Annotated in this window: 22 protein-coding genes; 1 reads left to right on the forward strand and 21 read right to left on the reverse strand. The window is 44.3% G+C overall.

What is annotated here, in order from left to right:
• Window positions 1-22: 22 nt before the first annotated feature.
• From CGC64_RS04790 to CGC64_RS04890, 21 genes are all read right to left on the reverse strand, one after another.
• Entirely contained in the window at window positions 23-1,438 is a 1,416-nt protein-coding gene (locus CGC64_RS04790) for a DUF3868 domain-containing protein (RefSeq protein ID WP_005679264.1), read from the reverse strand.
• Between the two features lie 41 nt (window positions 1,439-1,479).
• Window positions 1,480-1,671, reverse strand: a complete 192-nt coding sequence (locus CGC64_RS04795; protein WP_032855499.1) for a hypothetical protein — start codon at window positions 1,669-1,671, stop codon at window positions 1,480-1,482.
• A gap of 13 nt (window positions 1,672-1,684) precedes the next feature.
• A complete protein-coding gene (locus CGC64_RS04800) occupies window positions 1,685-2,248 on the reverse strand; it encodes a DUF3575 domain-containing protein (protein WP_005679266.1) in 564 nt (187 codons plus the stop codon).
• Between the two features lie 12 nt (window positions 2,249-2,260).
• Window positions 2,261-3,319 (reverse strand): DUF3868 domain-containing protein, encoded by a 1,059-nt coding sequence (locus tag CGC64_RS04805; protein ID WP_005679267.1) that lies wholly within the window; start codon window positions 3,317-3,319, stop codon window positions 2,261-2,263.
• 22 nt (window positions 3,320-3,341) lie between these two features.
• Complete coding sequence (locus tag CGC64_RS04810) at window positions 3,342-4,013, reverse strand: DUF3575 domain-containing protein (RefSeq protein ID WP_005679268.1); 672 nt, start codon at window positions 4,011-4,013, stop codon at window positions 3,342-3,344.
• A 350-nt stretch (window positions 4,014-4,363) separates the two neighbouring features.
• Window positions 4,364-5,323 (reverse strand): tyrosine-type DNA invertase cluster 3b, encoded by a 960-nt coding sequence (locus CGC64_RS04815; RefSeq protein WP_005679270.1) that lies wholly within the window; start codon window positions 5,321-5,323, stop codon window positions 4,364-4,366.
• A gap of 756 nt (window positions 5,324-6,079) precedes the next feature.
• A complete protein-coding gene (locus CGC64_RS04820) occupies window positions 6,080-6,529 on the reverse strand; it encodes a GatB/YqeY domain-containing protein (protein ID WP_005679271.1) in 450 nt (149 codons plus the stop codon).
• 21 nt (window positions 6,530-6,550) lie between these two features.
• Window positions 6,551-7,861, reverse strand: coding sequence for a cell division protein FtsZ (gene ftsZ / locus CGC64_RS04825; RefSeq protein WP_005679272.1), 1,311 nt, complete (start codon window positions 7,859-7,861; stop codon window positions 6,551-6,553).
• A gap of 58 nt (window positions 7,862-7,919) precedes the next feature.
• Window positions 7,920-9,365: a cell division protein FtsA gene (gene ftsA / locus CGC64_RS04830; RefSeq protein ID WP_005679273.1), complete on the reverse strand. Its 1,446-nt coding sequence runs from the start codon at window positions 9,363-9,365 to the stop codon at window positions 7,920-7,922.
• Window positions 9,366-9,371: 6 nt separating this feature from the next.
• Complete coding sequence (locus CGC64_RS04835; RefSeq protein WP_005679274.1) at window positions 9,372-10,118, reverse strand: cell division protein FtsQ/DivIB; 747 nt, start codon at window positions 10,116-10,118, stop codon at window positions 9,372-9,374.
• Window positions 10,119-10,123: 5 nt separating this feature from the next.
• Window positions 10,124-11,500 (reverse strand): UDP-N-acetylmuramate--L-alanine ligase, encoded by a 1,377-nt coding sequence (murC, locus tag CGC64_RS04840; RefSeq protein WP_005679275.1) that lies wholly within the window; start codon window positions 11,498-11,500, stop codon window positions 10,124-10,126.
• A gap of 11 nt (window positions 11,501-11,511) precedes the next feature.
• Window positions 11,512-12,627: an undecaprenyldiphospho-muramoylpentapeptide beta-N-acetylglucosaminyltransferase gene (gene murG / locus CGC64_RS04845; RefSeq protein ID WP_032855517.1), complete on the reverse strand. Its 1,116-nt coding sequence runs from the start codon at window positions 12,625-12,627 to the stop codon at window positions 11,512-11,514.
• 73 nt (window positions 12,628-12,700) lie between these two features.
• The gene (locus tag CGC64_RS04850) at window positions 12,701-14,020 is read right to left on the reverse strand and encodes an FtsW/RodA/SpoVE family cell cycle protein (protein WP_005682298.1); all 1,320 of its coding nucleotides are present in this window, start codon (window positions 14,018-14,020) and stop codon (window positions 12,701-12,703) included.
• A 47-nt stretch (window positions 14,021-14,067) separates the two neighbouring features.
• The gene (gene murD, locus CGC64_RS04855; protein WP_005679278.1) at window positions 14,068-15,402 is read right to left on the reverse strand and encodes a UDP-N-acetylmuramoyl-L-alanine--D-glutamate ligase; all 1,335 of its coding nucleotides are present in this window, start codon (window positions 15,400-15,402) and stop codon (window positions 14,068-14,070) included.
• Between the two features lie 148 nt (window positions 15,403-15,550).
• The gene (mraY, locus tag CGC64_RS04860) at window positions 15,551-16,819 is read right to left on the reverse strand and encodes a phospho-N-acetylmuramoyl-pentapeptide-transferase (RefSeq protein WP_005679280.1); all 1,269 of its coding nucleotides are present in this window, start codon (window positions 16,817-16,819) and stop codon (window positions 15,551-15,553) included.
• A gap of 102 nt (window positions 16,820-16,921) precedes the next feature.
• Window positions 16,922-18,370 carry a UDP-N-acetylmuramoyl-L-alanyl-D-glutamate--2,6-diaminopimelate ligase gene (locus CGC64_RS04865; RefSeq protein WP_005679282.1) on the reverse strand — a complete coding sequence of 483 codons (1,449 nt, stop codon included), beginning with the start codon at window positions 18,368-18,370 and terminating at the stop codon, window positions 16,922-16,924.
• Window positions 18,371-18,400: 30 nt separating this feature from the next.
• Window positions 18,401-20,530: a penicillin-binding protein gene (locus tag CGC64_RS04870; protein WP_005682297.1), complete on the reverse strand. Its 2,130-nt coding sequence runs from the start codon at window positions 20,528-20,530 to the stop codon at window positions 18,401-18,403.
• Window positions 20,531-20,602: 72 nt separating this feature from the next.
• Window positions 20,603-20,956, reverse strand: a complete 354-nt coding sequence (locus CGC64_RS04875; RefSeq protein WP_005679284.1) for an FtsL-like putative cell division protein — start codon at window positions 20,954-20,956, stop codon at window positions 20,603-20,605.
• An 11-nt stretch (window positions 20,957-20,967) separates the two neighbouring features.
• Window positions 20,968-21,882, reverse strand: coding sequence for a 16S rRNA (cytosine(1402)-N(4))-methyltransferase RsmH (rsmH, locus tag CGC64_RS04880; RefSeq protein ID WP_005679285.1), 915 nt, complete (start codon window positions 21,880-21,882; stop codon window positions 20,968-20,970).
• Window positions 21,869-22,339, reverse strand: coding sequence for a division/cell wall cluster transcriptional repressor MraZ (gene mraZ / locus CGC64_RS04885; protein ID WP_005679286.1), 471 nt, complete (start codon window positions 22,337-22,339; stop codon window positions 21,869-21,871). The genes rsmH and mraZ overlap by 14 nt, the downstream gene beginning before the upstream one ends.
• A gap of 352 nt (window positions 22,340-22,691) precedes the next feature.
• Entirely contained in the window at window positions 22,692-23,195 is a 504-nt protein-coding gene (locus tag CGC64_RS04890; protein ID WP_005679288.1) for an RNA polymerase sigma factor, read from the reverse strand.
• Window positions 23,196-23,455: 260 nt separating this feature from the next.
• Between CGC64_RS04890 and CGC64_RS04895 the strand changes: the two genes are divergently transcribed.
• Window positions 23,456-24,274 (forward strand): 1-acyl-sn-glycerol-3-phosphate acyltransferase, encoded by an 819-nt coding sequence (locus CGC64_RS04895; protein ID WP_005679289.1) that lies wholly within the window; start codon window positions 23,456-23,458, stop codon window positions 24,272-24,274.
• The last annotated feature ends 19 nt before the right edge of the window (window positions 24,275-24,293 follow it).

Here is a 24,293-nt window from a genome sequence, read left to right on the forward strand (position 1 = left end):
TGTTTTGAGTTTAATTGAATAATTATTCTACTTCTAAAATCTGTTTTAAGTTATCGTCGGCTTGTAACAGTCCTGCGTCTTTCGACTGCCGGAATAGTGCCTCTGCTTCTTTATAGTTGCCTTGCAGGAAACATAAGACACCTTTGGCCAGCGTCGTTTCCGGTAATGGCGGAGCTTTTTCGAGAAAGACGGCTGCGGTTTTTGTGTCTTTTTGTATCAATGCTATACAGGCAGCATTCAGATTGGCCGTAGGATTGTCCGGAAACAATTGTACGGCAGTCATAAAAATCTTGTTGTAAGTTGCACTTCCTGGTGTATATGTGAGTGCGAGACGAAACATCTCTTCCAAACTGAGATTTTTAGGATTTGTATCGAATACTACTTGTGATTCTTCTATTGTAAACGGACGTACGTGGTACTCGACGGTATAGTCGGAATGTCTCAGTATGACAAACCAGTGTTTCAATACAAAACGGTAGAATGCCGGAAACCTCATTCTTATTATTTCTTCTTTACGGTCGGGATGCATATTGCTTGTCACAATTTTCATGATAGCTTCTTTGTCTTGAAAAGTTGTGTCGCTAAGAAGTGCCTCAAAACCCTCCCAGTCTTCAGGTGTATAGGTCGTATGTATGTATTTGCCGTCGAATGGATATAGTTGGGATACATATTCCTTCAAGGTCCGGGTACGTTCGCGAGCCAGTCGCTCGTTTAGTTGAAGCGGACCGTCGGGTGATGCATATCCATGAATGCTGATGCGTGTGATGCTTACATTGCTGTCGTTTTTTACAGTGTTGATTGTTTCAATGATCTTATTCAGTTCTATTACGTTATTGCTGAATTCTTTATGAATAGCAGTTACATTGACCGGAAAATCAATGAATGCGGAACCTTTTTCCGTTCTGATCTTTGATGTTTCAACTTGTGGGGTCAGGAAGGCAAGTTGCGGAACGAATGTAGGCCGTGGATGTAAACGGGCAATGCAGATGAAATCTTCCGCGTCGGGAATGCCACAGCCGCAACTCTTCTCTATTAGCGAGAGGGTAGCCTGATTCATCCATTGCTCGAATGGAACGGATTGCAAATAATGCATCGTCTGCTTATTCCCGTTTTTCCTTTGTAATGCTTGGGCAGACTTTTCTTTTTTACTTGTCTCCCGTAGGAAAACAATATGTTGTTTCCGGCTGTTGATATAAATCGGAGGCAGTTCCAACCGATGTTCCAAAGTATCGCAGACAATAGGAACCAGTACCATTGATTCATTGGACGAGAGATCCCGTGTGATATCTATTGAAATAGAAACCACCAGTTCTTTCCCCGCCTTATACAAACTGGAGGAAGTTGTACGAATAGTTCCTGTCTCTTTCGTTACAACCGTTTGAGCCTGTATCGAAAGGGATAGAATAATCGTAATAATAAAAGAACCTCCTGTTTTCATACTTGTAGTAAACTATATTTTTTCATTTTTATGTGATAATATCACCAAGGGTAGATATAGGAGATTACTCCATATCGTTGTAATTCTTCCAATATTTTTATATCTTTCTTATTCTTGCTCATTCCACCATGTCCCAACTGATAGACTTTCCATGGGGTAGTATGGAATTTGCGTGCTATCCGAAAATAAATCTTTCTTCGTTTTGAAAACCAAACTTTCCATATACTTCTCATACTGTTCTTCTCTTTAAAATAGATAAACTAAGCTTACAGAGGCTTTGCTGGGCCCTATATAATGATACTGTCCTTTATTGCGTAGTCCTGCACATTTCCTGACACAATTATACTGCTTGTAACGGATGAAATCATATCCAACTCCGAGACTCGTTTCTACGTTCCAGTGATCATTTAGCATCCAGTGGTATCCGCAACTGATGCCACCCCCGATGAGCCAGCCCTCGTACCGATATTTCTTGAGGTCAGCGAATATGCCGAAAGGTAGTTTTTTCCCTCCGACGTTGAATTGCGCTCCATTGAGATACCCTCCCCAGAAAAATCCGTTGAACTTTTGGCAAGTCCAGTATTTATATTCAGGTTGTATCAACCAGTAACGGTTCACGTACATTTCGCTTCGCTTCCATGGCCGTAAGCTTCCGGCCAATTCGACAGTGCTTTTATTCCCTATCCCATAAGAGACTCCGGCTCCGAAGGCTCCGTCTGTTGCCGGAAGCGCATTGAGCCTGACGGCTACTTTCTGTGAATAGCCGTCAAGACAACTAAATAATATGAGTAGGGTTATGAAATATCTCATTGTGTCTGCCGGTTAAGGACGTTTATTGTTCTCAAAAAAAACATTCAGATTATATGCGGCTTCTTCAGAACCTTCAGCTTTGGCTGCTTTCAATATACGGATACCTTCATACGTGTTTCCGGTCATCAATTCATATACTCCCCGGCAACTTTTATAGGCCAGTCCCTCGTGTAGTGCCATTGAAAGGAATTTGCTTGCCGATTTCGTATCTCCCTGTTCAATGGCGGCGGCAGCGGCATTAAGGTTGGCAACGGGATGTACGGGATACAGCTTGACACTGATATTGATAATCTGATAGAATTTCGTTTTATTGTCCGCGTATGACAATGCTACCGTATATAATTCACGGAGCGATAACATCTGCGGATTGATATCAGCCATAATTTTGGCCTCTTCAAGATTGAAGTTCAGTTCTTTTTGATTGCGGATATCTACGTCGTCCGAAGCCGGAGAAATATATGAACCTTTATACTTCAGTTTTTTATTAACCGGAGTAGGCGAAATGGAGGGCATACTATTGGTGGACATCGTCGTGGCAGATATTTCCTGAGCCGGTATATCGGTTGCCGTTACATTGGGTGGAAGCACTGCATATTGTGGTGCGAGAATTAATGTATCTTTTAGAGTCTGTTCGCTTTCCGGTCTGACAATCGTTCTTCTCAGATAGAGCGCGGCATCATTCATCCACTGCTCTGCCGGTAGTGAGGTTTGATAGGCTATGGTACGCGAATTTTCATCATCAATGCCTGTCACAAGGTATGCTGTATTGCTTTCCTTACTGTTTTTCTTTTTACGTAGTATCTGGTTGCGTACATATAATTTTTGTTTCTGTTTACCGTTCAGTTGTATGGCCGGTAATAATATTTTCCGGTCTTGCCCGGTTAGAATGGGGGTCAGTATGACGGCGTTTTTCGGGTTCATGTCCTCTATTTCTACTGATATGTCCATTGATACGAATAATGAGTCTGCCCGTACTCCGAGGAAGTGGGGTTTGATATCCAGCTTGACGTTTTGGGCCGGAAGCAGATTGCATATCAATAAGCTGAGCAGGATGAATGTTTTCGTTTTCATTTTATGCGTTTATTAGGTTGAATTATTGGATGAAATACACGACTGATATCCCTATTTGTGTAAGCCCCCAATAGTTACAGTTTGATTTTTCTATCAGGGGGGCACCTGCGGGTTGTCCGTATCGTTTATAGTTGAGATGGGCATATCCCAGCGATATTCCTGCTTCCATATTCCATTGCGGGCTAATCATCCATTGATAGCCGTAGGAAATCCCGAATCCTGCCAGATTGCCTTGATAACGGTTGTTGGCAATTTGTCGGTTTTCTATGCCCAGCATTTTCCCATTTCCGAATCCCCAAGGGAGCATTCCCCCAAAATTGTATAAGGCGTAGTGAACTTGTAAGCCGATAAAACCTCCTGTAAATGCCTCGTTCAGCCATTTGCGGTATTCCGGTTGCACGAGGAAATGCTTCATCTTTTTGTTTCCACTGAAATTCCATGGGTTGTAATTGACAGAAAGGCTGAAAGTGTGTGTATCGTCACAACGGATTTCTCCTCCTAAATTGAGTGAGGTAGTAAGGTCATAAAGCAGATTGCTTTTGATGGCCAAACTTTGTCCGCAGAGGTTTGCGGGCAGGATGCATAAAGCAAAGACAAAAAGGACGACCAGCTTATGTCTTGTGCTTGTCGTAAATCTCCAACTTTTGCCGGCAGATAGCCACAGATATTTATTGATTTTAGGCTTGTGTGTCATAATTTTTTGTTTATGTGTATCTGTTACTTCTTAGGTAACGGAATTCTGATATTAGGACATGAACGTGCAAAGTAAAAATAGGATAAAGACAGCGGTCTTTTATAAATAAAATATACTTAGCTGCTTTCGGATGGAAAATTGTTCGGTGGTCAGTAATAGAAAGTTGGAACATGAAAAGAAGAATGCTTCATGTTCTTGCCTGTTATTTTATTTTTTCAAAGAAAAAACTAAAATAAAGTATGATTCATTTGGATTGTGAGATTCTTTTTATATATCTTTGTGCCATATTTATATCCGTTACCTAAGAAGTAACAGATAAGGTAAAGTGTTTGTATCTAGAGTGTTATGAGTTAATAATTACTTGCTTTATAAGATTCGATGTAAGAACAATTCAATTTGTTGGCCTCTGTCCTTTCTTTTAATCCGAACCCCTTCAAATAAGTCTGCGTGGTCCTTATGGATTTGTGTCCTAGTGATTCGCTAATCATCTCAATGGAGATTCCTTGATATTTTGCGTTTGTTGCCCAGGAATGTCGTAGAGTATATGAAGTGACGGTTGATTTTAGGCGTAATTCTCTTGACAGGCTTTTCAGTTGATTATTGAACCGGCGGAGTGCAGACTGGTATTCCTTATAAATAGCTTCATCTTTCCGTTGTTTGTCACCTTTCATTATATTAAATAGATAGTCCGGATAATTTTCTTTCGGTGAGTTGTTATTGCGTAACTTATTCATTTCTTGCTTTGATACATCCAGAATTTCGAGGCTCATGGGCGTACCCGTTTTTATGCGGTTGTACCTGAGGATCCCATGTTCTAATGCCGATTTCTCTAAATGTGCGAAGTCTGCGAATGGCATGCCGCAAAATTGAAACATCAGCCGTGCGATGGCTTGTGTCTGCTTCAGGTGCTCGGAGTGAGGAGGCTTATAGAGAAGCGTATGCAATTCGCCGGCAGGTAGTGCTTTCTTTTGGCGTACATCTACACCTGTGTACACATCCCGGAACAGCCGGGGAATGAAGCGGGCAATACCTGCTTCTACGCCACGATTATATATACTGCGTAACATACGCATATACGTCGATACGGTGTTCGGCTTTAGACCGTGTTCATAGAGATACTGTCCGTATCGTCTCAGATTATCGCGGGTGATCTGTCCGAATGCAATGTTGGGAGTAGTGCAAAATTTGGTGAATGAAAGAACCGCGTTTTTATATACGTGCGCTGTCGAAAAGCGGCCTTCTTCTTGTAACTTCCGGATATAGGCTTGGGCACATCCGGTAAACCCTTTTTTATTACCTTTTTGTTTCATAAGCTTGTTTATTTTACATATTAGTCAGAGACTATAACAAAAGTAGTTATCTTTTTTGTTGTTAACACCTATGAAATATCTTCGGATACCATACATTTTTTCTGAAATTTTGTTCCGGATTGATAATGAGGAAAATAAGTTTGTTCGATTATTTTTATCATTATCTCCATAACTAAAAGGAATGGATTCCTTATATTGGTGATTGTTTTAATTTGAGGGATCATAATTGCTACTGTCGGGTTTTGAAACGGCGAATGTCGGTTGGGGCTGTTTAATCAGCCATGCCAAGATTTGTTTCCCGTAGAGAAACACTTTGTTTCACACCGAGAAATATATTGTTTCAAGGCACTAAACATTTTGTTTCAAGCTGCTAAAACAAAGTGTTTCAACGCTCTGAACTAATGCTTTATCCGTATGTCTTTATTGGAAAGGTAAGTGTGGGAGTAGTTTTCCCACTATAAAAAAAGTTGCAGATGTGTGTAAGGTAAAAACATCTTGCACACATCTGCAACGGTATCTTGCACTGGATTATGCTGCTATTAATCAAATAGATAACCCATGATTAGTGTAAGGTGCAAGATAAAACTGAAATAAAATAGTTCTGCTTCAAATTTGGTGGTAAAATTAATTAGGAAAATAATAATTTGATAATCGATTTCTCCTTCCCGAAGGAGGGGAATGGAGATACCACCGACTGGTTAAATTACCACCAAATTTGACGAAGAACCAATAAAATCTCTTGTAAAGAGTGGGAATTTATCCCAAAAGCTCTTTTACTTTGGCAGAAATAGCACGTCCTTCCGCAAGTCCTGCCAATTTTTTGGAGGCAACTCCCATAACTTTGCCCATGTCTTTTCCACTGGTAGCACCTGTCTCGGCAATAATTTCCTTCAGTGCAGCTTCCAGCTCTTCAGCGGTCATTTGTTTCGGAAGGAACTTTTCCATTACAGCGACTTGTGCCAATTCTGTATCTGCAAGGTCTTGACGTCCTTGTCCTATATAAATTTCGGCAGAGTCTTTTCCTTGTTTCACTAGTTTCTGGATGATTTTCAGAGCTGCATCGTCCGTCAATGTATCGTTGGCACCCGGAGCGGTTTTTGCTTCCAAAAAGAACTTCTTTATATTTCTCAAAGTTTCGAGGGCTACTTTGTCTTTCGCCTTCATTGCGTTTTTAATGTCTTCGCTGACCTGATCAAATAAATCCATATCTTTATGTTATAAGTTAATTTAGAAAGTGATAACTCCGTTGTCGTCCATAGCTTCTTCCGTAGCTACTTCCTCTTCGAGGGCGGCTTTTGTCCTGATTTTGGTTAGAGTCGTCTTGTCGCGCTGATAAGTAGGAGAATCTTCTACCATGGCGATGATATCATCGTTATCCAAGTCCTCTGTATTAAAGAGGTAGATGTGGCGGCGTTTGCGTAAGCTCTTGCTGCCGATGCCGCTGGCGCTTTCTCCGTATGCTTTGCGGATACGTTCTTTGTTTTTCTCCTTTTCCTCTTCAAGTTGTAATTGGCGTTCTTCCTCTTCCTGGCTGCGTGCAGCATGCAAGCTATCCATGCCGGGAACGTCTTCTACGCCGAATCCGGTGGCAAGTACGGTAATCTTAACCTTCGTTTCCAATGAATTGTCAATAGCAACCCCCCAGATGACTTCCACACCTTCGCGGAATTTGCTCATGAACTCGTGTATTTCGTTCATCTCCTCCATCATCAACTCGGACGACGGGCAGAAAGAAACGTTCAGCATTACCTTCTTGGCATTGAAAATATCGTTATTGTTGAGCAGCGGAGAGTGCAGGGCGTCGTCGATAGCTTTGGTGACACGATTCTCACCTTCGCCGAATCCGGTACTCATAATTGCCACACCACCATCTTTCAAAATAGTCTTCACATCGGCAAAGTCCAAGTTGACTGTACCACGCATCGTAATAATCTCGGCGATACTCTTGGCAGCAATGGAAAGTGTGTCATCAGCTTTGCCGAAAGCATTCATAAAAGTAAGGTCGGCATATATTTCGCGCAGGCGTTCATTGTTGATAACCAGTAAGGCATCAACATGTTGGGCAATGCGTTCTACGCCGTCCAGTGCCTGAATGATTTTCTTTTCTCCTTCGAAGATGAATGGAATGGTGACAATACCGACCGTTAGAATATCCATTTCCTTCGCGATGCGGGCAATGACGGGGGCGGCTCCGGTTCCGGTTCCTCCTCCCATTCCGGCGGTGATAAATACCATTTTGGTGCCGTCGTTCAATTGGTTGCGGATGTCTTCTATACTTTCTTCGGCGGCGTCGCGTGCCCGTTCGGGACGGTTGCCGGCTCCAAGCCCTTGGGTGATGCTACGGCCCAGTTGCAGTTTCACCGGAACGGGTGATTCCGCCAGTGCCTGATTGTCCGTATTGCAAAGAACGAACGTCACGTCATGTATGCCTTCCCGGTACATGTGGTTTACGGCGTTACCGCCACCACCACCTACACCAATTACTTTAATGATCTTCGGTGAGTCTGTCGGGAAATCGAATTGTACTATCTCGTCCATAATTCTTATAGGTTATTGCTGATTACTAATTATAAATTACAAGCTTCGTTTCGGAGAGTTATTTCATGTCGTCGTCAGAGAATATCTCTTTTGTCAACGAGTCGATCTTGCGCTGAATCCAGCTCGGACCGGCTTCTCTTTTCCTTCTTTCTTTCTCTTCCTTTTCCTTCTGCTTGCGAAGTTTTTCTGCTTCCTTAGCTGCTATCTTGGCCTCTCTTTCTTCTTCCTCTTTCTTGAGCCGGGCGATGCGGGCTTGTTCTTTCAGTTCCTGGTCGTCCTCAAACATATCGACAGTTTTGTGTACTTCCGGTTCCGGTTTCGGAGTTACGGGAGACTGCGGAGCAGCAGTTTCCGTCAGACAACAGTTCTGGTTTCCTTCGAACAGGAGGCCGAACAGTGTGTTCTGCGAACCATCCTTTTTCAGTACGTTGCTTGGAGCATGGACTGTATTACGTGGAAGTTTCGCCATTCTGATCTTTTCTATCTTGCTGCGTTTGCGCAACATTTCGTCCAGATTCTTCAGGTTGGCGGCTCCTCCTGTCATGATGATTCCTGCCAGCAGCTTGTCTTCGTAGCCGGATAGCTGAACCTGATTCCAAACATTGGCAATGATTTCTTCTGCACGGGCTTCGACGATATTGTTGAGGTCGCTTACTTTGATCGTGCGGCTGTCGTCATCCAGTTTGCAGGTAGCTTCTTCCTGATCTTCCTCCTCCTCGTAGAAGGCGTCTCCGTATGCTTTTTTCAGACGTTCCGCTTCTTCTTCCTCCATTTGCAGGGAAGTGATGTCACGGGTGATACTGTTTCCTCCCAACGGTAGTACTGTCAGGAAGCGGAGTATATTGTTTTTATATACAGAGATAGTGGTTGTATCTGCTCCGAAGTCAACGAGCGCACAACCTGAACGACGTTCGCTTTCGGTCAGTACGGCATTGGCAGTTACCAACGGAGCGATCAATTGGTCGGCAATGTCGATTTTCGCCTGTTGGAAGCAGTGCTCCAGATTCTTTCGGACAGAGGTGCGGGCTACGATATTGAGGAAGCGTCCCTCGATGTGGCTACCTACCAGGCCCACCGGATTGGCTTGCAGGTTGTTGCCGACCTTGTATTCCTGCGGGGCTACGTCCAATATATCCATGTCGACCACCGGAACGGCAATGTTCTCGTCGCCGATAGCGCTTACGAGTTCTTCCGATATGATAGCTTCTTCTTCCAGATCGCGACTTACTACATTACGGACTGTGCGGAGTGACTGTCCGCCGATGCCTACATATACTTTGGCAATTGAGTTCTTCAACTCACCTTCCAGTCGGTTAATGATAGAAGTCAGGCTTTGAGCCGTCTTGTCCAGGTTGAAGATCACCCCTTTACGGATAAACGTAGAAGAGTCTTCCTGGGCATACGCTAATACCTGCATACTTCCGTCACTGTTCTTTTTTCCGGCCACACCGGTTATCTTCGATGAACCAAGTTCAATAGCGGCGATAAATTCTGTTGTTGCCATATCTCTTTATTTTTTATTTTCTCGTTTCGTACAAATTATCTGGTTGCTGAACTCGAGGTTGATGCGTGAATATTTATTCCAGCCTACCTGATTGAGTCCTTTCTTATAAAACTCTTTCAGACGTGCCAGCTTGTCTTCAAAGTTGTCCAGTTTGCCGAGATAGACGAGGTGGTCTCCCACACGGGGAACCAGTTCGATGTTGCGGTCGGGCAACACGTGGATTTGTTCTATCAGAGCATCCCAGAACTTATTGTTATGCAAAAATACACCAAACTTATATAAATCCTTCATTGCAAACGACTTTTCTACGTTTCCGGTGACAATTACCCGGTGGGCGACGCATTTTGCCTCCGGCGGCATCACAGTTCCTTTGTTGTCGAGATAGTAATTCTCGCCGTTGGAACTCATCACCCGGAGGATAGGGATGCGTTGGGTTACTTCTACGCAAACTTTGCCGCTGGGAGTTTTGTAACACTCTGCCTGGTCGATGAGCGGGTGCTTGCTCAGTTCCCGTTCCAATGATTTGGTAGAGATACGTTCCATTTTCTTTCCGATAGGGTAGATCCCTTTTTGCTGAAGGATCCCTTTCAGCTCGTCTTTAGTGATGAAGCCGGCGTAAGCGGTATCCTTGATGACAAGTTCCATGTCACGGCAGGTCTGGTCGGCAGGCTTGCGGTTGAAGGCGGTGATAGCTACGATAAGGTAGGCTATGAGCGCCAGCATGACAATGGATAGAAGGATTCTCTTTACCATAAGCTTTATCGGTTTTCGAGGATTTTACATATTTCGGGGACATAGTTGTCGATGTCTCCTGCTCCCAGAGTAATTAATACTTCAATGTTTTTATCTTTCAGAATGTTCAGTATATCTTCTTTTTTACACATACTTTTTTCGATACCCGGGCGGAGGTTATCATAAATCAGTTTGCTGGTGATGCCCGGAATCGGTGCTTCGCGTGCCGGATAGATATCTACCAGAATTACTTCGTCGAGCAGCGAGAGGCTGTCGGCAAAGTCTTGATAAAAGTCGCGTGTACGGGTATATAGATGTGGCTGGAAGATAGCTGTGATCTTCTTGTCCTTATAGAGTTCGCGCATGGACAACACGCTCTGTTTGATTTCAGAGGGATGATGTGCATAGTCGCTCAGGAAGACTACCCGGTCGTTCTTTATCTTGAAGTCGAACCGGCGGTCTACTCCGCGGAAGCTGGCCATGCCTTTTTTGATTTCTTCATCGGTCACTCCGTTCAGGTGTGCCAATGCCATGGCAGCTACTCCGTTCTCAATGTTGATACTTACTGGGATTCCTAACTGGATGTCGTTGATCCGGGTATCCGGGGCTACGAAGTCGATGAATATTTCTCCGTTTCCGATGCGGATGTTTTCGGCATGGAAGTCTCCTTCGTCACGTGAATAGTTGTAGACACGGACGCCGGGTTGCACTTTCGGTTGTAGGGAGATGCCTTTACGGATAATCAATGCGCCGCCCGGTTGAATGAGAGTTGTGTAATGCTCGAAACTTTCCAGATAGGCCTGTTCTGTACCGTAAATATCCAAATGGTCGGGATCTGTGGCCGTGATAACGGACATATAAGGGGATAGCCAATGGAAAGAACGGTCGAACTCGTCTGCTTCAATGACCGTGTAAGGGCTTTTTTGAGAAAGCAGCAAGTTGGTGCCGTAGTTCTTTGAGATTCCTCCGAGGAAGGCGGTACATTCCACGTGCGACTGGTGGAGCAGGTGGGCAGTCATGGTCGACGTGGTGGTCTTGCCATGAGTTCCTGCTACGCATAAGCCTTTGCTCGAATGAGTGATTGTTCCCAGCACTTGGGCGCGTTTCTGTATTTCGAATCCGTTGTTACGGAAATAAACCAGTTCTTCGTGTTCCTGCGGAACGGCGGGAGTGAATACGACGAGCGTACTTTCCTTGTCCTTACAGGCTTCCGGAATCAGGTCGATGTTTTCTTCGTAATGTATTTGTGCGCCTTCGGCGATCAGGGTTTCAGTCAGTGGAGTAGGGGTACGGTCGTAGCCTGCCACTACTTTGCCTTTGAAAAGGAAGTAACGTACAAGTGCACTCATTCCGATGCCGCCGGCACCTACGAAATAGACTGATTTTATCGTTTCTATATTCATTGCTTTTTTTATTATTCTTTTTCCGCCAGTTTGATAACCTCCTGTGCAATGATTTTTGCAGAATCGGGTAAAGCTAATCTGGCAATATTTTCACTTAGTTCTTTCAGTTTCTGTTCATCTTTGACTGTAGACAGGGCTACATCCAATAAATTGGTTTCCGCTTCACTGTCTTTTACATAAATGGCCGCTTGCTTGTTTACCAATGCCAGTGCGTTTTTGGTCTGGTGGTCTTCTGCTACGTTGGGCGAAGGTACCAGGATAACCGGCTTGTGCAAAAGGCAGAATTCGGAAATAGAACCGGCTCCGGCACGGGAGATTACAAGATCGGCCGCTGCATACGCTGCTGCCATATCCTTAATGAAATCCGTCACATATAAATTCGGGGTTTCTCCCGCCGCTTTTACGGCTTCCGTTACTTGCGGATAATAGTATTTCCCGGTTTGCCAGATAAACTGGACATCACTGTTCTCTTTGATAGCAGACAGTCCGGTGGTCAGCGTTTTGTTGATAGTACCTGCTCCTAAGCTGCCGCCTACAATCAGGATTGTCTTTTTATCCGGCTGTAAGTGGAAAGAGTGTAGTGCATCCTCTTTAGAAGGTATGTCCTTCGTCAGATTCTGGCGGACCGGATTTCCCGTCATGATAATCTTGTCGGCAGGGAAGAACTTCTCCATTCCGTCATAAGCAACGCAAATCTTTCTCGCTTTCTGTGCAAGCAATTTATTGGTAACTCCTGCATACGAGTTCTGTTCTTGGATTAAAGTAGGAACTCCCATCATGCTGGCTGTCTTTAATGTAGGACCACTGGCGTATCCGCCTACACCGACTGCCACTTGCGGGCGGAAGTTTTTGATAATGCTTCGTGCTTTCCATTGGCTGCGTGCCAACTTCACGAGTACAGCTATATTCTTCCATAAGCGTTTGCGGTCAAATCCCGCTATCGGCAGACCGATGATTTCGTAGCCTGCATCGGGAACCCGCTGCATCTCCATACGCCCTTCGGCTCCTACAAAGAGTATCTTTGCGTCAGGACGCAGTTCCGTTATAGCGTTCGCAATGGAAACAGCCGGGAAAATATGTCCTCCTGTACCTCCACCGCTAATGATGATTCTAAGTTCTTTTTCCATAATAATCCTTTCTTCTATCCGTTGTTCTCCGTTTACCATTCATCATTCACCATTCATCGTTTACAGAGCTTGTTCACCCTTTATTGATATCATTTTCATCTTCAAACTTGGCGTCGCTGTTCAGAATCTGTGCTGTCGGTTCGGCAGCTGCCTGTGCTTCGGAATCTGCGGCATTTGTTTCAATTTGCAGTTGAAGTTGTGCATCATGCTCTTTCTGTTCTTCCAGATGAGCGGTATATCGGCTCACGCTTAATATCATTCCGATATAAGCGCAGTTAATCAACGTACTTGTTCCTCCCTTGCTGACCAGAGGCAACGGCTGTCCCGTGACGGGGAATAGTCCGACGGCAACCATCATGTTCAATATGGCCTGTGATACTAGCAGTAAGGCAATACCCATGACGAGGAAGGCGGGGAAAGTCCGTTCGCATTTCTGTGCGATTCGTCCGGCGCGCATCAATAGCCATAGATAAAGGAAGACCACGAATATGCCTCCTATCAGTCCCATTTCTTCGACTACAATAGCGAAGATAAAGTCAGAAAAAGCCTGGCTGAGGAAGTCGCGTTGTATGGAGTTTCCCGGACCTTTGCCTACTACGTGGCTGGTGGCAATGGCAATACGTGCATGTGCAATCTGTGCGTCTTTATCAATATCGAACTTGGCGGCGGGAACCTCTTCCTTATCGAAGAAGCCGGAAACACGGTTCTGCCAGGTTTCGAAACGGTGGAGTCCCGGAGTGTTGTGCAGTGTCTTGGCAGGGATAGCCATTAGTATTCCTACGGCGACCCCACCTACAAGTGCCAGCAATCCCAGCATTCCGAACAGTTTTTTTGCGGATACCCGTCCGATGAACATCATCATGCACACTACACCGAATAACAGCATAGCCGTCGACAGGTTTTCCGGTGCAATAAGTATGAATACCAATCCGGTAAGAATCATGATGTATTTAAAGGCTTTGGGATTGGCGCCATATTCATCCTGTTTCTTCGACAGGATAAACGAAACTGCAATGATGACAGCCATTTTGGCTAGTTCCGACGGTTGGAACTGTAATCCCATGAAGGTCATCCAGCGGGCTGCTCCGTTGACACGGTCGCCCGTAATGATACCCATTAACGTGACGAATGCCAATAGAACAAGGGAAACCGGATATAGAAATACCGGAAATACCTGAAACCATTTGTAGGGGACATTGTGCAGAAACACCACTACTACGGCACCTACCATTAGGATGATGGAATGCTGTGTAATCGGTCCCCAGTGGTCACCACTCTTGTAGGTCAGTGTCGAAGCTGCCGAAAACACCTCAATGATTGAGATGAGGCAGAGACAGAGGAAGATAATCCAGATTACCTTGTCGCCTTTGAATATGTTCTTTAATAAATCCACTTTGTCTATTACGAATTATTGATTACAACATTACGGCTTTCTTCGTATTACAACTCCCTTACGTATTTCTTGAACTGGTCGCCACGGTCTTCATAACTGTTGAAGAGGTCGAAAGAGGCGCAGCAAGGGCTTAATAATACGGTTTCACCTTTCTTTGCCAGTTTGTAGGCTGCTTCTACGGCATCCTTCATTCCGGTTTGTACATCAGCTACGGGCAAACCGAAGCGGTCGAAGAAGTCATGGAGTTTCTCGTTGTGGAGTCCCAGGTATACCAGAGCAGAGCACTTTTCACGTACCAAATCCTCGATCTCAGTATAGTCGTTGCCTTTGTCTTTGCCGCCGAGAATCAATACCGTTTTGGTAGTCATGCTTTGCAGGGCATACCAGCAGGAGTTGACATTCGTCGCTTTTGAGTCATTGATAAAATCAATGCCGCGGACACGCGCCACTTTTTCCAACCGATGTTCCACTCCCCTGAAGTCGGAGAGAGCCTTGCGGATGTTCTCTTTGGCAATGCCGGCCAGGTTTGCCGAGATACCGGCAGCTAATGAGTTATATAAATTATGCTGTCCTGTCAATGCCAGTTCTTCCTGTTCCATGTTAAAGGCAATCGGTTCGGTGATTTTTACCTCATGGTCTTCTACATAGGCAATAGCTCCGTCCTCTTTGACGGCAGCAAAAGGATACAAATGAGCTTTCAGACCGTGCTTGGCAAGCTCGTGTCTGATGATAGGGTCGTCATTCCAGAAGATGAAGGCATCGTCCGGTGTCTGGTTTTGTGTAATGCGGAATTTGGCATCAATGTAATTCTGCATACAGTGGTCGTAGCGGTCCAGATGATCCGGTGTGATATTCATCAATACGGCGATATTCGCACGGAAGTTATACATATTGTCCAACTGGAAAGAACTCAATTCGATGATATAATAGTCATGATGATCTTCGGCTACCTGCAAAGCAAGGCTCTTGCCGATGTTGCCTGCCAAACCTACATTCAGACCTGCACTCTTGAAAATATGGTAAATCAGGGAAGTGGTGGTCGTTTTTCCGTTAGAACCGGTGATACAAATCATTTTGGCATCAGTATAGCGTCCGGCAAACTCAATTTCTGAGATAACCGGCGTTCCTTGAGCTTTCAGTTTCAGGATGAGTGGAGCGTCATTCGGGATACCGGGGCTTTTGACAACCTCATCGGCATTCAGAATGAGTTCTTCGGTGTGGTGTCCTTCTTCCCAGGCAATAGCGTGGCTGTCCAGAAGTTCCTTATACTTGTCCTTGATAGCGGACATGTCCGAAACAAATGTCTCAAATCCTTTAACTTTGGCAAGCACGGCTGCACCTGCGCCGCTTTCGCCAGCTCCTAATATTACAATTCTTTTCATCTACAATAATGTGCTCTTGTTTCCAATATGCTGAGTTGCTTATTCGTTGGGCACATCTTTTAAAAGTTAATAATCGGGTTAATACTCTCTATATATCGTTGGATTTCCGAACGGAAACCCGCTTCCGGCAACCGACAAGGGCCGGAGGTTATCTTATCTTAAGCGTTATTATTGTTATTGCTGCCAGCACAATCGTTACAATCCAGAAACGGACGGTAATCTTTGATTCGTGAAACAATTGGTCGGGCTTGGTAAATTTCACTGTACATCCCGGTTCTATCAGGCTCATGGAAGTACGGAAATGGTCGTGGATCGGTGCCCGTTTGAACAACCGCTGCTTCACTCCTTTCCGTTTTCCCAGCTTGTAGTAAACCCGTTGCAGGATAGCCGATAAATTCTCTACCAGGAATACACCGCAAAGAATCGGTATGAGTAATTCTTTGTGGATGATGATAGCGAAAACGGCAATGATACCACCGATAGTGAGGCTACCCGTATCTCCCATAAATACTTGTGCTGGATAAGCGTTATACCACAGGAAGCCGATCAATGCACCGATGAAGGCGCAGATATAAATTACGAGTTCTTCCGACCCCGGAATATACATAATGTTCAGATAACTTGCAAACTCGATGTGCGACGATACGTATGCCAGGATACCGAGCGTGGCGCCGATTATGGCAGAATTACCTGCGGCCATTCCATCCATTCCGTCATTCAGGTTGGCACCGTTTGATACGGCGGTCACCACGAAGATTGTGATGATAACGAACAATATCCATCCGGCTGTCTGCGCGTGTTCACCCATGAAAGAGACCAGGTCGGCATAGTCGAGGTTATTGCTCTTGAAGAAAGGAATCGTTGTTTGAGTCGATTTCAAGTCATTCGTTCCGTGTATCACTTCCATCTCCTGTCCCGGAGTATGTACTTCGATATTTTCACGGATTACCACATCCGGACTTAAATACAAGGTAAGTCCGACAATTAATCCCAAACCTACTTGCCCGATAATTTTAAACTTACCATGCAAACCTTCCTTGTTCTTGCGGAAGATCTTGATGTAGTCGTCGGCAAATCCGAGTGATCCCAACCATACAGTTGTAATCAACATTAATATCATATATATATTGTGCAACTTACCCAGCAACAGGCAAGGAATGAGAATAGCTACGATAATAATCACTCCTCCCATACTCGGCACACCTACCTTGTTGACACCGAACGGGTCAATCTTCGCATCACGTTGTGTCTCCGTGATTTGCTTCTTCTTCAGAAGGTTGATGAATTTGTCACCCCATATACTTGAAATAAGCAATGCGATGAGGACCGCCATTAAGGCGCGGAATGAGGTGTAACCGAACATTCCCGCCCCGGGAAAATTGAGCTTATGCAGCCATTCAAACAGATAGTATAACATGATAAATAAATTGTCAATTTATTAATGTGTCGATATGCCGGTTTCCTTACGGACGGTTTGCGAAGCCGAACCGCATATTGGCGTACGAGCACATTGTTTTCATTATTTAAAAATCTCCTTTAATATCTCCTTATCATCAAAATGATGTTTCACTCCTTTTATCTCCTGATAATTTTCGTGCCCTTTTCCGGCAACAAGAATTACATCTCCCTTTTCTGCCAACATACAAGCAGTACGAATCGCTTCCTTACGGTCGGCAATGCTTAATGTCTTTCTCATATCTTCCGCGTCTAGTCCTGCCAGCATATCGTTGATGATGTCCTGCGGCTCTTCAAAACGGGGATTATCCGAGGTGATAATCACACGGTCACTGGCTTTGGCTGCTTCTTTTGCCATGATAGGACGTTTACCCTTGTCGCGGTTGCCACCGGCACCTACCACAGTGATTACTTTTCCTTTGCCTTCGAGCACTCCGTGTATCGCATTCAATACATTGATAAGCGCATCCGGTGTATGTGCATAGTCTACGATTGCTGTCACTCCTTTCGGTGAACGGACAGCATCGAAGCGTCCGGCTACCGGATGAAGTGTGCTAAGGGCAACGAGTACGTCTTCCTCTTTCTTGCCAAGCAATACGGCAGCTCCGAATACAGCCAACAGATTGGATGCATTGAACTTGCCGATAAATTGAACAGCCAGCTCGTGATTGTTGAAATCGAGCAGCATTCCTTCGAAATGAGATTCCAGTACCCGTCCTTTGAAGTTGCTGAGGCTTCTTAATGAATAAGTGTAAACCTTGGAACGTGTATTTTGTGTCATTACTAGTCCGTTCTTATCGTCAAGATTGGTCAGACTGAATGCATTCTTCGGCATATCATCAAAGAACTTCTTCTTGGCTTTCAGATAGTTCTCCACCGTTTTGTGATAGTCGAGGTGATCGCGGGTCAGATTGGTAAAGATACCTCCTGCGAACTTCAATCCGCTGATACGCTTTTGTGCGATAGAGTGCGAACTGACCTCCATAAAGGCATACTTGCATCCTTCATCCGCCATTTTTCCCAATAACCGGTTCAGTGTGATAGGGTCGGGGGTGGTATGTTCTGTTGGAATTGCTTCATCGTCGATATAATTGCAAACGGTAGAAATCAGTCCCACTTTATATCCGAAGTAGCGGAATGTATTATATAATAAGGTGGCAATTGTCGTTTTTCCATTTGTTCCCGTGACGCCGACCAGTTCCATTTTGGAAGTCGGGTCGCCATAGAAAGTTGTGGCAATCTTTCCTGTGGCGTCTTCGCTGTCTTTCACCTGTATATAAGTGATTCCCGCTACCGGTTCCTCCGGCATATCTTCGCAAAGAACAGCAACAGCTCCTTTCTCAATAGCGGTAGGTATATAAGCATGACCGTCAGCTTGCGTACCGCGCATAGCCATGAACAGTTGTCCGGCTTCTACTAAACGGGAATCAATGTTAATTCCGGTGATTTCTATGTCTGACTCTCCGGTCACTTGTACCGGTTGGATTGCTTTCAGTAACTTGTTTAGTAACATACTCTTTTTATATAATACTTATTTTTACTTTTAATTCATGGTAAGGGTAATTGTCTGTCCCTTCCTTATAATCGTTCCGTTGGCTATCGACTGGCTTTTCACTTTCCCCACTCCGACCAGATTGACTTTCAATCCTTTGCTTTCCAACAGATAAACTGCATCTTTCGCTCCCATACCGATTACGCTCGGCACAAAATTCTGCATGATTCCCCGACTTTCCAAAACAACAGCTTGCGGAGCAGCGTGTGTACTTCCCCAAACTTCTTTTCCGGAATCGGCAATCTTGCCTTGTATATTGATATTCAGTTCTTCCAAGACCCGTTGCGTTTGTCTCATCTCTCCAGCCTTCACGTGCGGGATGACAACGGTGTTTGTGTCAATCGCGCTGGTAAGCGGTAATCGGAGGTCTTTTGCATAGACTCTTTCTGCAATCTTGCTGAATACGCTACCGGCCATTAAACCGCCCGAAGCGGTAGGACCGGGCTTCTGAATAGAGACAATCATGCTGTATTTGGGAGCTTCCGAAGGAAAATATCCGCAGAAACTGACAAGGTAATTTGTAACTCCTGCTTTATATCCGGCTGCTCCCTGTGATATTTGTGCCGTACCAGTCTTTCCGGATACATGGAATTGCTTGCTTCCTGCGGGTTTGGCGAGTCCTTCTCCTACCACTTTTTGCAGGATTTCGCGTATCTGTGCCAAAGTCTTGTCCGAACAAATCTTTGGGTTAATAACCTCTGTTGGGTATTCTTTTACTATCTCTCCGTCTTTTACGGCTGCTTTCACAAATTTCGGACGTATACTTACTCCATTGTTTGCTATTGCATTATAGAATGTGAGGATATTGAGGGGCGGAACCTGTGTCTCGTAGCCGATACTCATCCAAGGAAGAGCTGTTTTTGAGAAATAACTTCTTTCTTTCGGCCCGCGTATGTTTGGTTTACCTTCTCCCGCGATCTGTAAATGGAGAGGTTGGTCAATACTCATTCGCCTCAGTCCATCTATATATTTTTGCGGATTGCTACCGTAGAAATGATCGATGATGTAAGATGTGCCAACATTAGAAGAAACCTCCAGGATTTCGGTCACTGTAAGCTTGCCATATCCTCCCCGGCGCCAATTCCAGTCTTTCATTACACGACCGTGCATCGGCATCTGCCCGTTGCCGGTATCTACCACATAATCAGGTGTGATTTTCCCGTCTTCAAGAGCTACCATGATAGAGGCTGTTTTGAAAGTTGAACCCGGTTCAAGCATATCGCTGATCGCATTATTACGCATTTCATAATAATTACCGTCCTTGCCTTTTGTCATATTAACGATTGCTTTCACTTCTCCGGTAGCAACCTCCATTAAGACAACTACTCCGACAAAAGCATTCAACTCTTTCAACTTGTCCACCAATGCCTTCTCGCAAATATCCTGCATACCTACGTCAATCGTACTTATCAGGTCGCAGCCGTCAACCGGCGGCACGTCCACGATATTCAGGTATTTGTTCATTACCTTCTGTCGGTGCGTCAATCCATCCCGTCCTTTCAGTATTGTATCAAAGGCAAGCTCAATACCATTTCTTGCTCCTTTTGCCGTGTCGGCATATACATCTCCCAACGTGCGGGCAGCCAGTGAACCGAAAGGCTTTTTGCGCTGGTTGTAAGCCAACTCTTTGAATCCGCCTTTGTATCGGTTCAAACAGAAAACGGGTAATCTCTTTACCTCTTTATATTGTATATAAGAAATACGTTTCGGATAAATTAGGTAATTACGGCTCTTTGCCTGACGCCCTTTCTTGAGGTGCGCCTTGAATTGGGCCGCGCTTTTGTCGGGGAATATCTTATGAAGTCCGATGCAGATAGAATCCATATTGGCAGTAAGAATAGAATCACGCCGTGCCTGATCCTTTTTTCTGCGTTTTTCATCCTTTTCACCGGACATAAAGTCCATGTATATTCTGTATTCGGGAAGAGAACTTGCCATAAGTTTTCCGTCGGAAGAAATAATGTTTCCACGGTTGGGTTTCACAGTTACGTTCTCTTTAACGAAACGATCGGCTACGTCCTGCCAGTATTGTCGTTCGGCAAACATGGTGATACCAGCCTTTACGACAATTGCCACGCCTATCAACGCCATCAAAAGGATGACGAAGAAGTAACGGGTCATTATATTTTTTTTATTAACTGCCACAGTGCTCGTCTTTTAAAAACTCTCAACTCTCAATTTTCAACTCTTCACTTATTTAATAAGGTAAGGAGGATTCGTAGAAGTCTGCAAATCGCTTTCCTTACTTGAAATATACTCTTCGATACGAGACTGGCGGCTCTTCTCCATTAGTTCCGAACTACGTGTCAGCGCATCATATTTGATATCTGTCAATTCTTTTTTCAACCGGTCTATCTCGATCTGCTGCTGCTGACTGGCGTAGCGGTTGTGGATGTAGAAGATAATAAATACCATAATCAGTACCAGCAACTTCGTCTGGCGACGGAAAAAGTCGGTAGCCAGAATGTCGCCGCCCAAGATACTTTTCAGTGAAGTGCGTTTCTTCTTCTTGCTTTCGTCTGCCTTCTTGTTTACTGCTTCTTCCATACTTCCTTTTATTATTTTTTCTCTGCAATTCGTAATTTGGCACTTCTCGACCGTGGATTTCTTTCGATCTCCGCCTGGTCGGGTACAATAACTTTGTTGTTGACAAGACGGAACGGCGTTTGCAGGTTTCCGAAGAAATCACTTTCCGCTTTACCTTCCACATTACCCGTCTTCATGATATTCTTTACCATACGGTCTTCCAATGAATGATAGGTGATTACTACCAGCCTTCCGCCCGGTTTCAATGCTTCGGTTGCGGCTAGCAACATTTCTTTCAACGCTTCCATTTCCTGATTTACTTCAATCCGCAATGCCTGAAATACTTTAGCAAGCTCTTTCTTTTCGCGTTCACGGCCGAAGAGCGGTTTGATAATCTCCAGAAATTCACCGATCGTCCGAATCTGCTGTCCGTTTCTGGCCTTTACGATTACTGATGCCAGCTTGCGGCTATTTTTCAGTTCGCCATACAGATAAAAAATATCCGCCAGGCGTTCTTCCTCATATGTATTAAGTATATCAGCCGCTGTGAGTCCCGCCCGTTTATTCATGCGCATGTCCAAGTCTCCGTCGAAACGGAAGGAGAAACCACGTTCGCTGTCATCGAAGTGGTGAGAGGAGACGCCGAGGTCGGCAAGAATTGCGTCTACCTGTTCAATGTTGTGATAACGCAGAAAATTGTGCAAGTAACGGAAATTACTGCGTACAAAGGTGAAATGAGGATCGTTGACAATGTTCCGTTCGGCATCTTCGTCCTGATCAAATCCCAGCAACCGTCCGCCTTCTCCGAGTCGCGAAAGAATCTCGCGCGAATGACCTGCTCCTCCAAACGTAACGTCTACATACGTTCCGTCCGGACGAATATTCATCCCGTCAACGCTCTCTTTTAGCAATACAGGCACGTGGTATGTCAATTCATCTTTCTCCATCTTGTCTATTTTCGTCGTTCATAATTTCTTCTAATGCTGCACCGAACTCCTCAGGCGACATAAACGGCTGTTCGGCCCGTTCCTTCGCCCAGATCTCTATCTTGTTGTCGATACCGATAAAGCGTATATCCCCGTGGATATTGCATATCTGTAAATACCGTTTGGGGATTAGTATGCGCCCGTTGTTGTCGGGAGTCACCACCTCAACGTCACTCACAAACTGCCTGAAAATGAGTTGATGTTTGCTGTTCCATTTATTGAGCCTGCTCCGAAGCTCGTTTAATTCCTCGTTCCACACGCTCTCGGGGTACAGAGTCAGACAGTCCTGAAATACGTCTTTACGCATAATAAGCTTCTCTTCAGAAGCAATTTGCAACTGCTTCCTGAAGGTGGCGGGGATAAACACCCTTCCTTTGGCGTCCGCCTTGGCTTCAATATTCCCTAAAAAACGTATCATTACCTTATTATAATAAGCGACCGTAAAAGTATGAAATTCCCCACAATTCCCCACAATTTTCCATAAAAAACTTTCAGAGAAGTTTTCAACAGATTGTTAAATGTCTATTTGCTTGAAAATGATGTAGCTTTGATAAGTCTTTATCAGTGGGGAAATATGCTTTGTCAAACAGCAGATTTTGTCTGTATAGGGAAAAAGGAATTGTCAGGCGGCAAATCTTTTTTTTTCTTAGCAGTAAAGAAAAAAAAGGCAGAAGTGCTTTAATCACTTCTGCCTTTAACCATTGACACAACTAAAAATCTACATTTAATAAATTATTTAATTTGAAGTTTGAAAGTTATATAGTTAAGGTCTAGCGGAAATCTTTCAATTCTTCCTGCAATTTCTGTCGGGTGAAGAAGATACGGCTTTTAACGGTGCCTAACGGTAGGTTCAGTTTCTCTGCAATTTCGCGGTATTTGAAACCGGAAACGTGCATGGCAAACGGAACTCTGTATTCTTTAGGAAGAGCATTGACTACACGGTGCATCTCTTTCAGGTCATAAGCTCTTTCCGTACTTTCAAAACTACCGTCTTGCGGCAGGTTCAAATGATAGAGGTTATCGGTCTGGTCTACAAATGTTTGGTCACGAACTACTTTGCGGTAGTTGTTGATAAAGATGTTACGCATGATGGTGTACATCCAGCCCTTGAAATTAGTGTCAGGCGTATATTTGTCTTCGTTATCTAATGCTTTCAATGATGTTTCCTGCAACAAATCGTTTGCTTCTTCGCGGTCGGTTGTCAGTTTATAAGCGAACCGGAGTAGTTCATCTTGTACTCCTACTAAATCTTTTCTGAAGCTTAAACTTTTCATATACGTTGCTTTTTAAATTGTGAGTATTCGTTGTAATAATTTCGATGATGCAAGTTTACAGCATTTCCCGGAGTCCGGTAGGGGGGAATCCAACTTTCTTTAGGGGAAAAACTATCTGCGGATAGATTTTAGGTCATATTTGATAGTTTTTAGGTGTTGTTTTTTTGCGATGTGAACTTAATTCCTGCATTTTCTACCAAATTATTGCGATTAATAAAAAAGAACCGCTAATTTTGTGGCATCATTTTTATTTGAAAAGAATGACTGATGACTCTTTATTTTTGATTGATGTCGATAAGATACTTCGGACGAAGGCTTCGAAGCACTATAAGTACATCCCTAAGTTTGTGACTTCTTATTTAAAAAGAATCGTTCATCAGGATGAGATAAACATATTCCTGGATGAATCGAAAGACAAGGTGGGAGTGGACTTTCTAGAAGCGTGTATGGACTTTCTGGACGCAAAAGTAGATGTGAAAGGCATTGAGAATCTTCCCAAAGACGGGCTGTATACTTTCGTTTCCAATCATCCGCTGGGCGGACAAGACGGAGTTGCGCTGGGCTATGTGCTGGGGCGTCACTATGACGGAAAAGTGAAATATCTGGTAAATGACCTGCTGATGAACTTGCGCGGACTTGCTCCGCTTTGTATTCCGATTAATAAAACAGGGAAGCAGGCGAAGGACTTCCCGAAAATGGTGGAAGCCGGATTCCAGTCCGATAATCAACTGATCATGTTTCCCGCCGGGCTGTGCTCGCGTCGTTATAACGGAGTGATTCGTGATCTGGAATGGAAAAAAACATTTGTGGTAAAGAGCGTACAAACAAAACGTGATGTGATACCTGTGCACTTTGGCGGCAGGAATTCTGATTTCTTCTACAATCTGGCCAATATTTGTAAGGCATTGGGGATTAAGTTTAACATCGCTATGTTGTATCTTGCGGATGAAATGTTTAAAAACCGCCATAAAACTTTTACTGTCACCTTTGGTAAACCTATTCCCTGGCAGACTTTCGATAAGTCGAAAACACCTGCACAGTGGGCTGAATACGTAAAGGATATTGTATATAAACTGTAACTGATAGAACAACTATAAC

Origin of the sequence: Bacteroides caccae, from assembly GCF_002222615.2 — a bacterium.
Taxonomy (GTDB): Bacteria; Bacteroidota; Bacteroidia; order Bacteroidales; family Bacteroidaceae; genus Bacteroides; species Bacteroides caccae.

Bases quoted from the DNA above. Each gene is read 5' to 3' on its own strand.
- CGC64_RS04790 (WP_005679264.1), bottom strand. From the start codon at position 1,438: ATGAAAACAGGAGGTTCTTTTATTATTACGATTATTCTATCCCTTTCG.
- CGC64_RS04795 (WP_032855499.1), bottom strand. From the start codon at position 1,671: ATGAGAAGTATATGGAAAGTTTGGTTTTCAAAACGAAGAAAGATTTAT.
- CGC64_RS04800 (WP_005679266.1), bottom strand. From the start codon at position 2,248: ATGAGATATTTCATAACCCTACTCATATTATTTAGTTGTCTTGACGGC.
- CGC64_RS04805 (WP_005679267.1), bottom strand. From the start codon at position 3,319: ATGAAAACGAAAACATTCATCCTGCTCAGCTTATTGATATGCAATCTG.
- CGC64_RS04810 (WP_005679268.1), bottom strand. From the start codon at position 4,013: ATGACACACAAGCCTAAAATCAATAAATATCTGTGGCTATCTGCCGGC.
- CGC64_RS04815 (WP_005679270.1), bottom strand. From the start codon at position 5,323: ATGAAACAAAAAGGTAATAAAAAAGGGTTTACCGGATGTGCCCAAGCC.
- CGC64_RS04820 (WP_005679271.1), bottom strand. From the start codon at position 6,529: ATGGATTTATTTGATCAGGTCAGCGAAGACATTAAAAACGCAATGAAG.
- ftsZ (WP_005679272.1), bottom strand. From the start codon at position 7,861: ATGGACGAGATAGTACAATTCGATTTCCCGACAGACTCACCGAAGATC.
- ftsA (WP_005679273.1), bottom strand. From the start codon at position 9,365: ATGGCAACAACAGAATTTATCGCCGCTATTGAACTTGGTTCATCGAAG.
- CGC64_RS04835 (WP_005679274.1), bottom strand. From the start codon at position 10,118: ATGGTAAAGAGAATCCTTCTATCCATTGTCATGCTGGCGCTCATAGCC.
- murC (WP_005679275.1), bottom strand. From the start codon at position 11,500: ATGAATATAGAAACGATAAAATCAGTCTATTTCGTAGGTGCCGGCGGC.
- murG (WP_032855517.1), bottom strand. From the start codon at position 12,627: ATGGAAAAAGAACTTAGAATCATCATTAGCGGTGGAGGTACAGGAGGA.
- murD (WP_005679278.1), bottom strand. From the start codon at position 15,402: ATGAAAAGAATTGTAATATTAGGAGCTGGCGAAAGCGGCGCAGGTGCA.
- mraY (WP_005679280.1), bottom strand. From the start codon at position 16,819: ATGTTATACTATCTGTTTGAATGGCTGCATAAGCTCAATTTTCCCGGG.
- CGC64_RS04865 (WP_005679282.1), bottom strand. From the start codon at position 18,370: ATGTTACTAAACAAGTTACTGAAAGCAATCCAACCGGTACAAGTGACC.
- CGC64_RS04870 (WP_005682297.1), bottom strand. From the start codon at position 20,530: ATGACCCGTTACTTCTTCGTCATCCTTTTGATGGCGTTGATAGGCGTG.
- CGC64_RS04875 (WP_005679284.1), bottom strand. From the start codon at position 20,956: ATGGAAGAAGCAGTAAACAAGAAGGCAGACGAAAGCAAGAAGAAGAAA.
- rsmH (WP_005679285.1), bottom strand. From the start codon at position 21,882: ATGGAGAAAGATGAATTGACATACCACGTGCCTGTATTGCTAAAAGAG.
- mraZ (WP_005679286.1), bottom strand. From the start codon at position 22,339: ATGATACGTTTTTTAGGGAATATTGAAGCCAAGGCGGACGCCAAAGGA.
- CGC64_RS04890 (WP_005679288.1), bottom strand. From the start codon at position 23,195: ATGAAAAGTTTAAGCTTCAGAAAAGATTTAGTAGGAGTACAAGATGAA.
- CGC64_RS04895 (WP_005679289.1), top strand. From the start codon at position 23,456: ATGACTGATGACTCTTTATTTTTGATTGATGTCGATAAGATACTTCGG.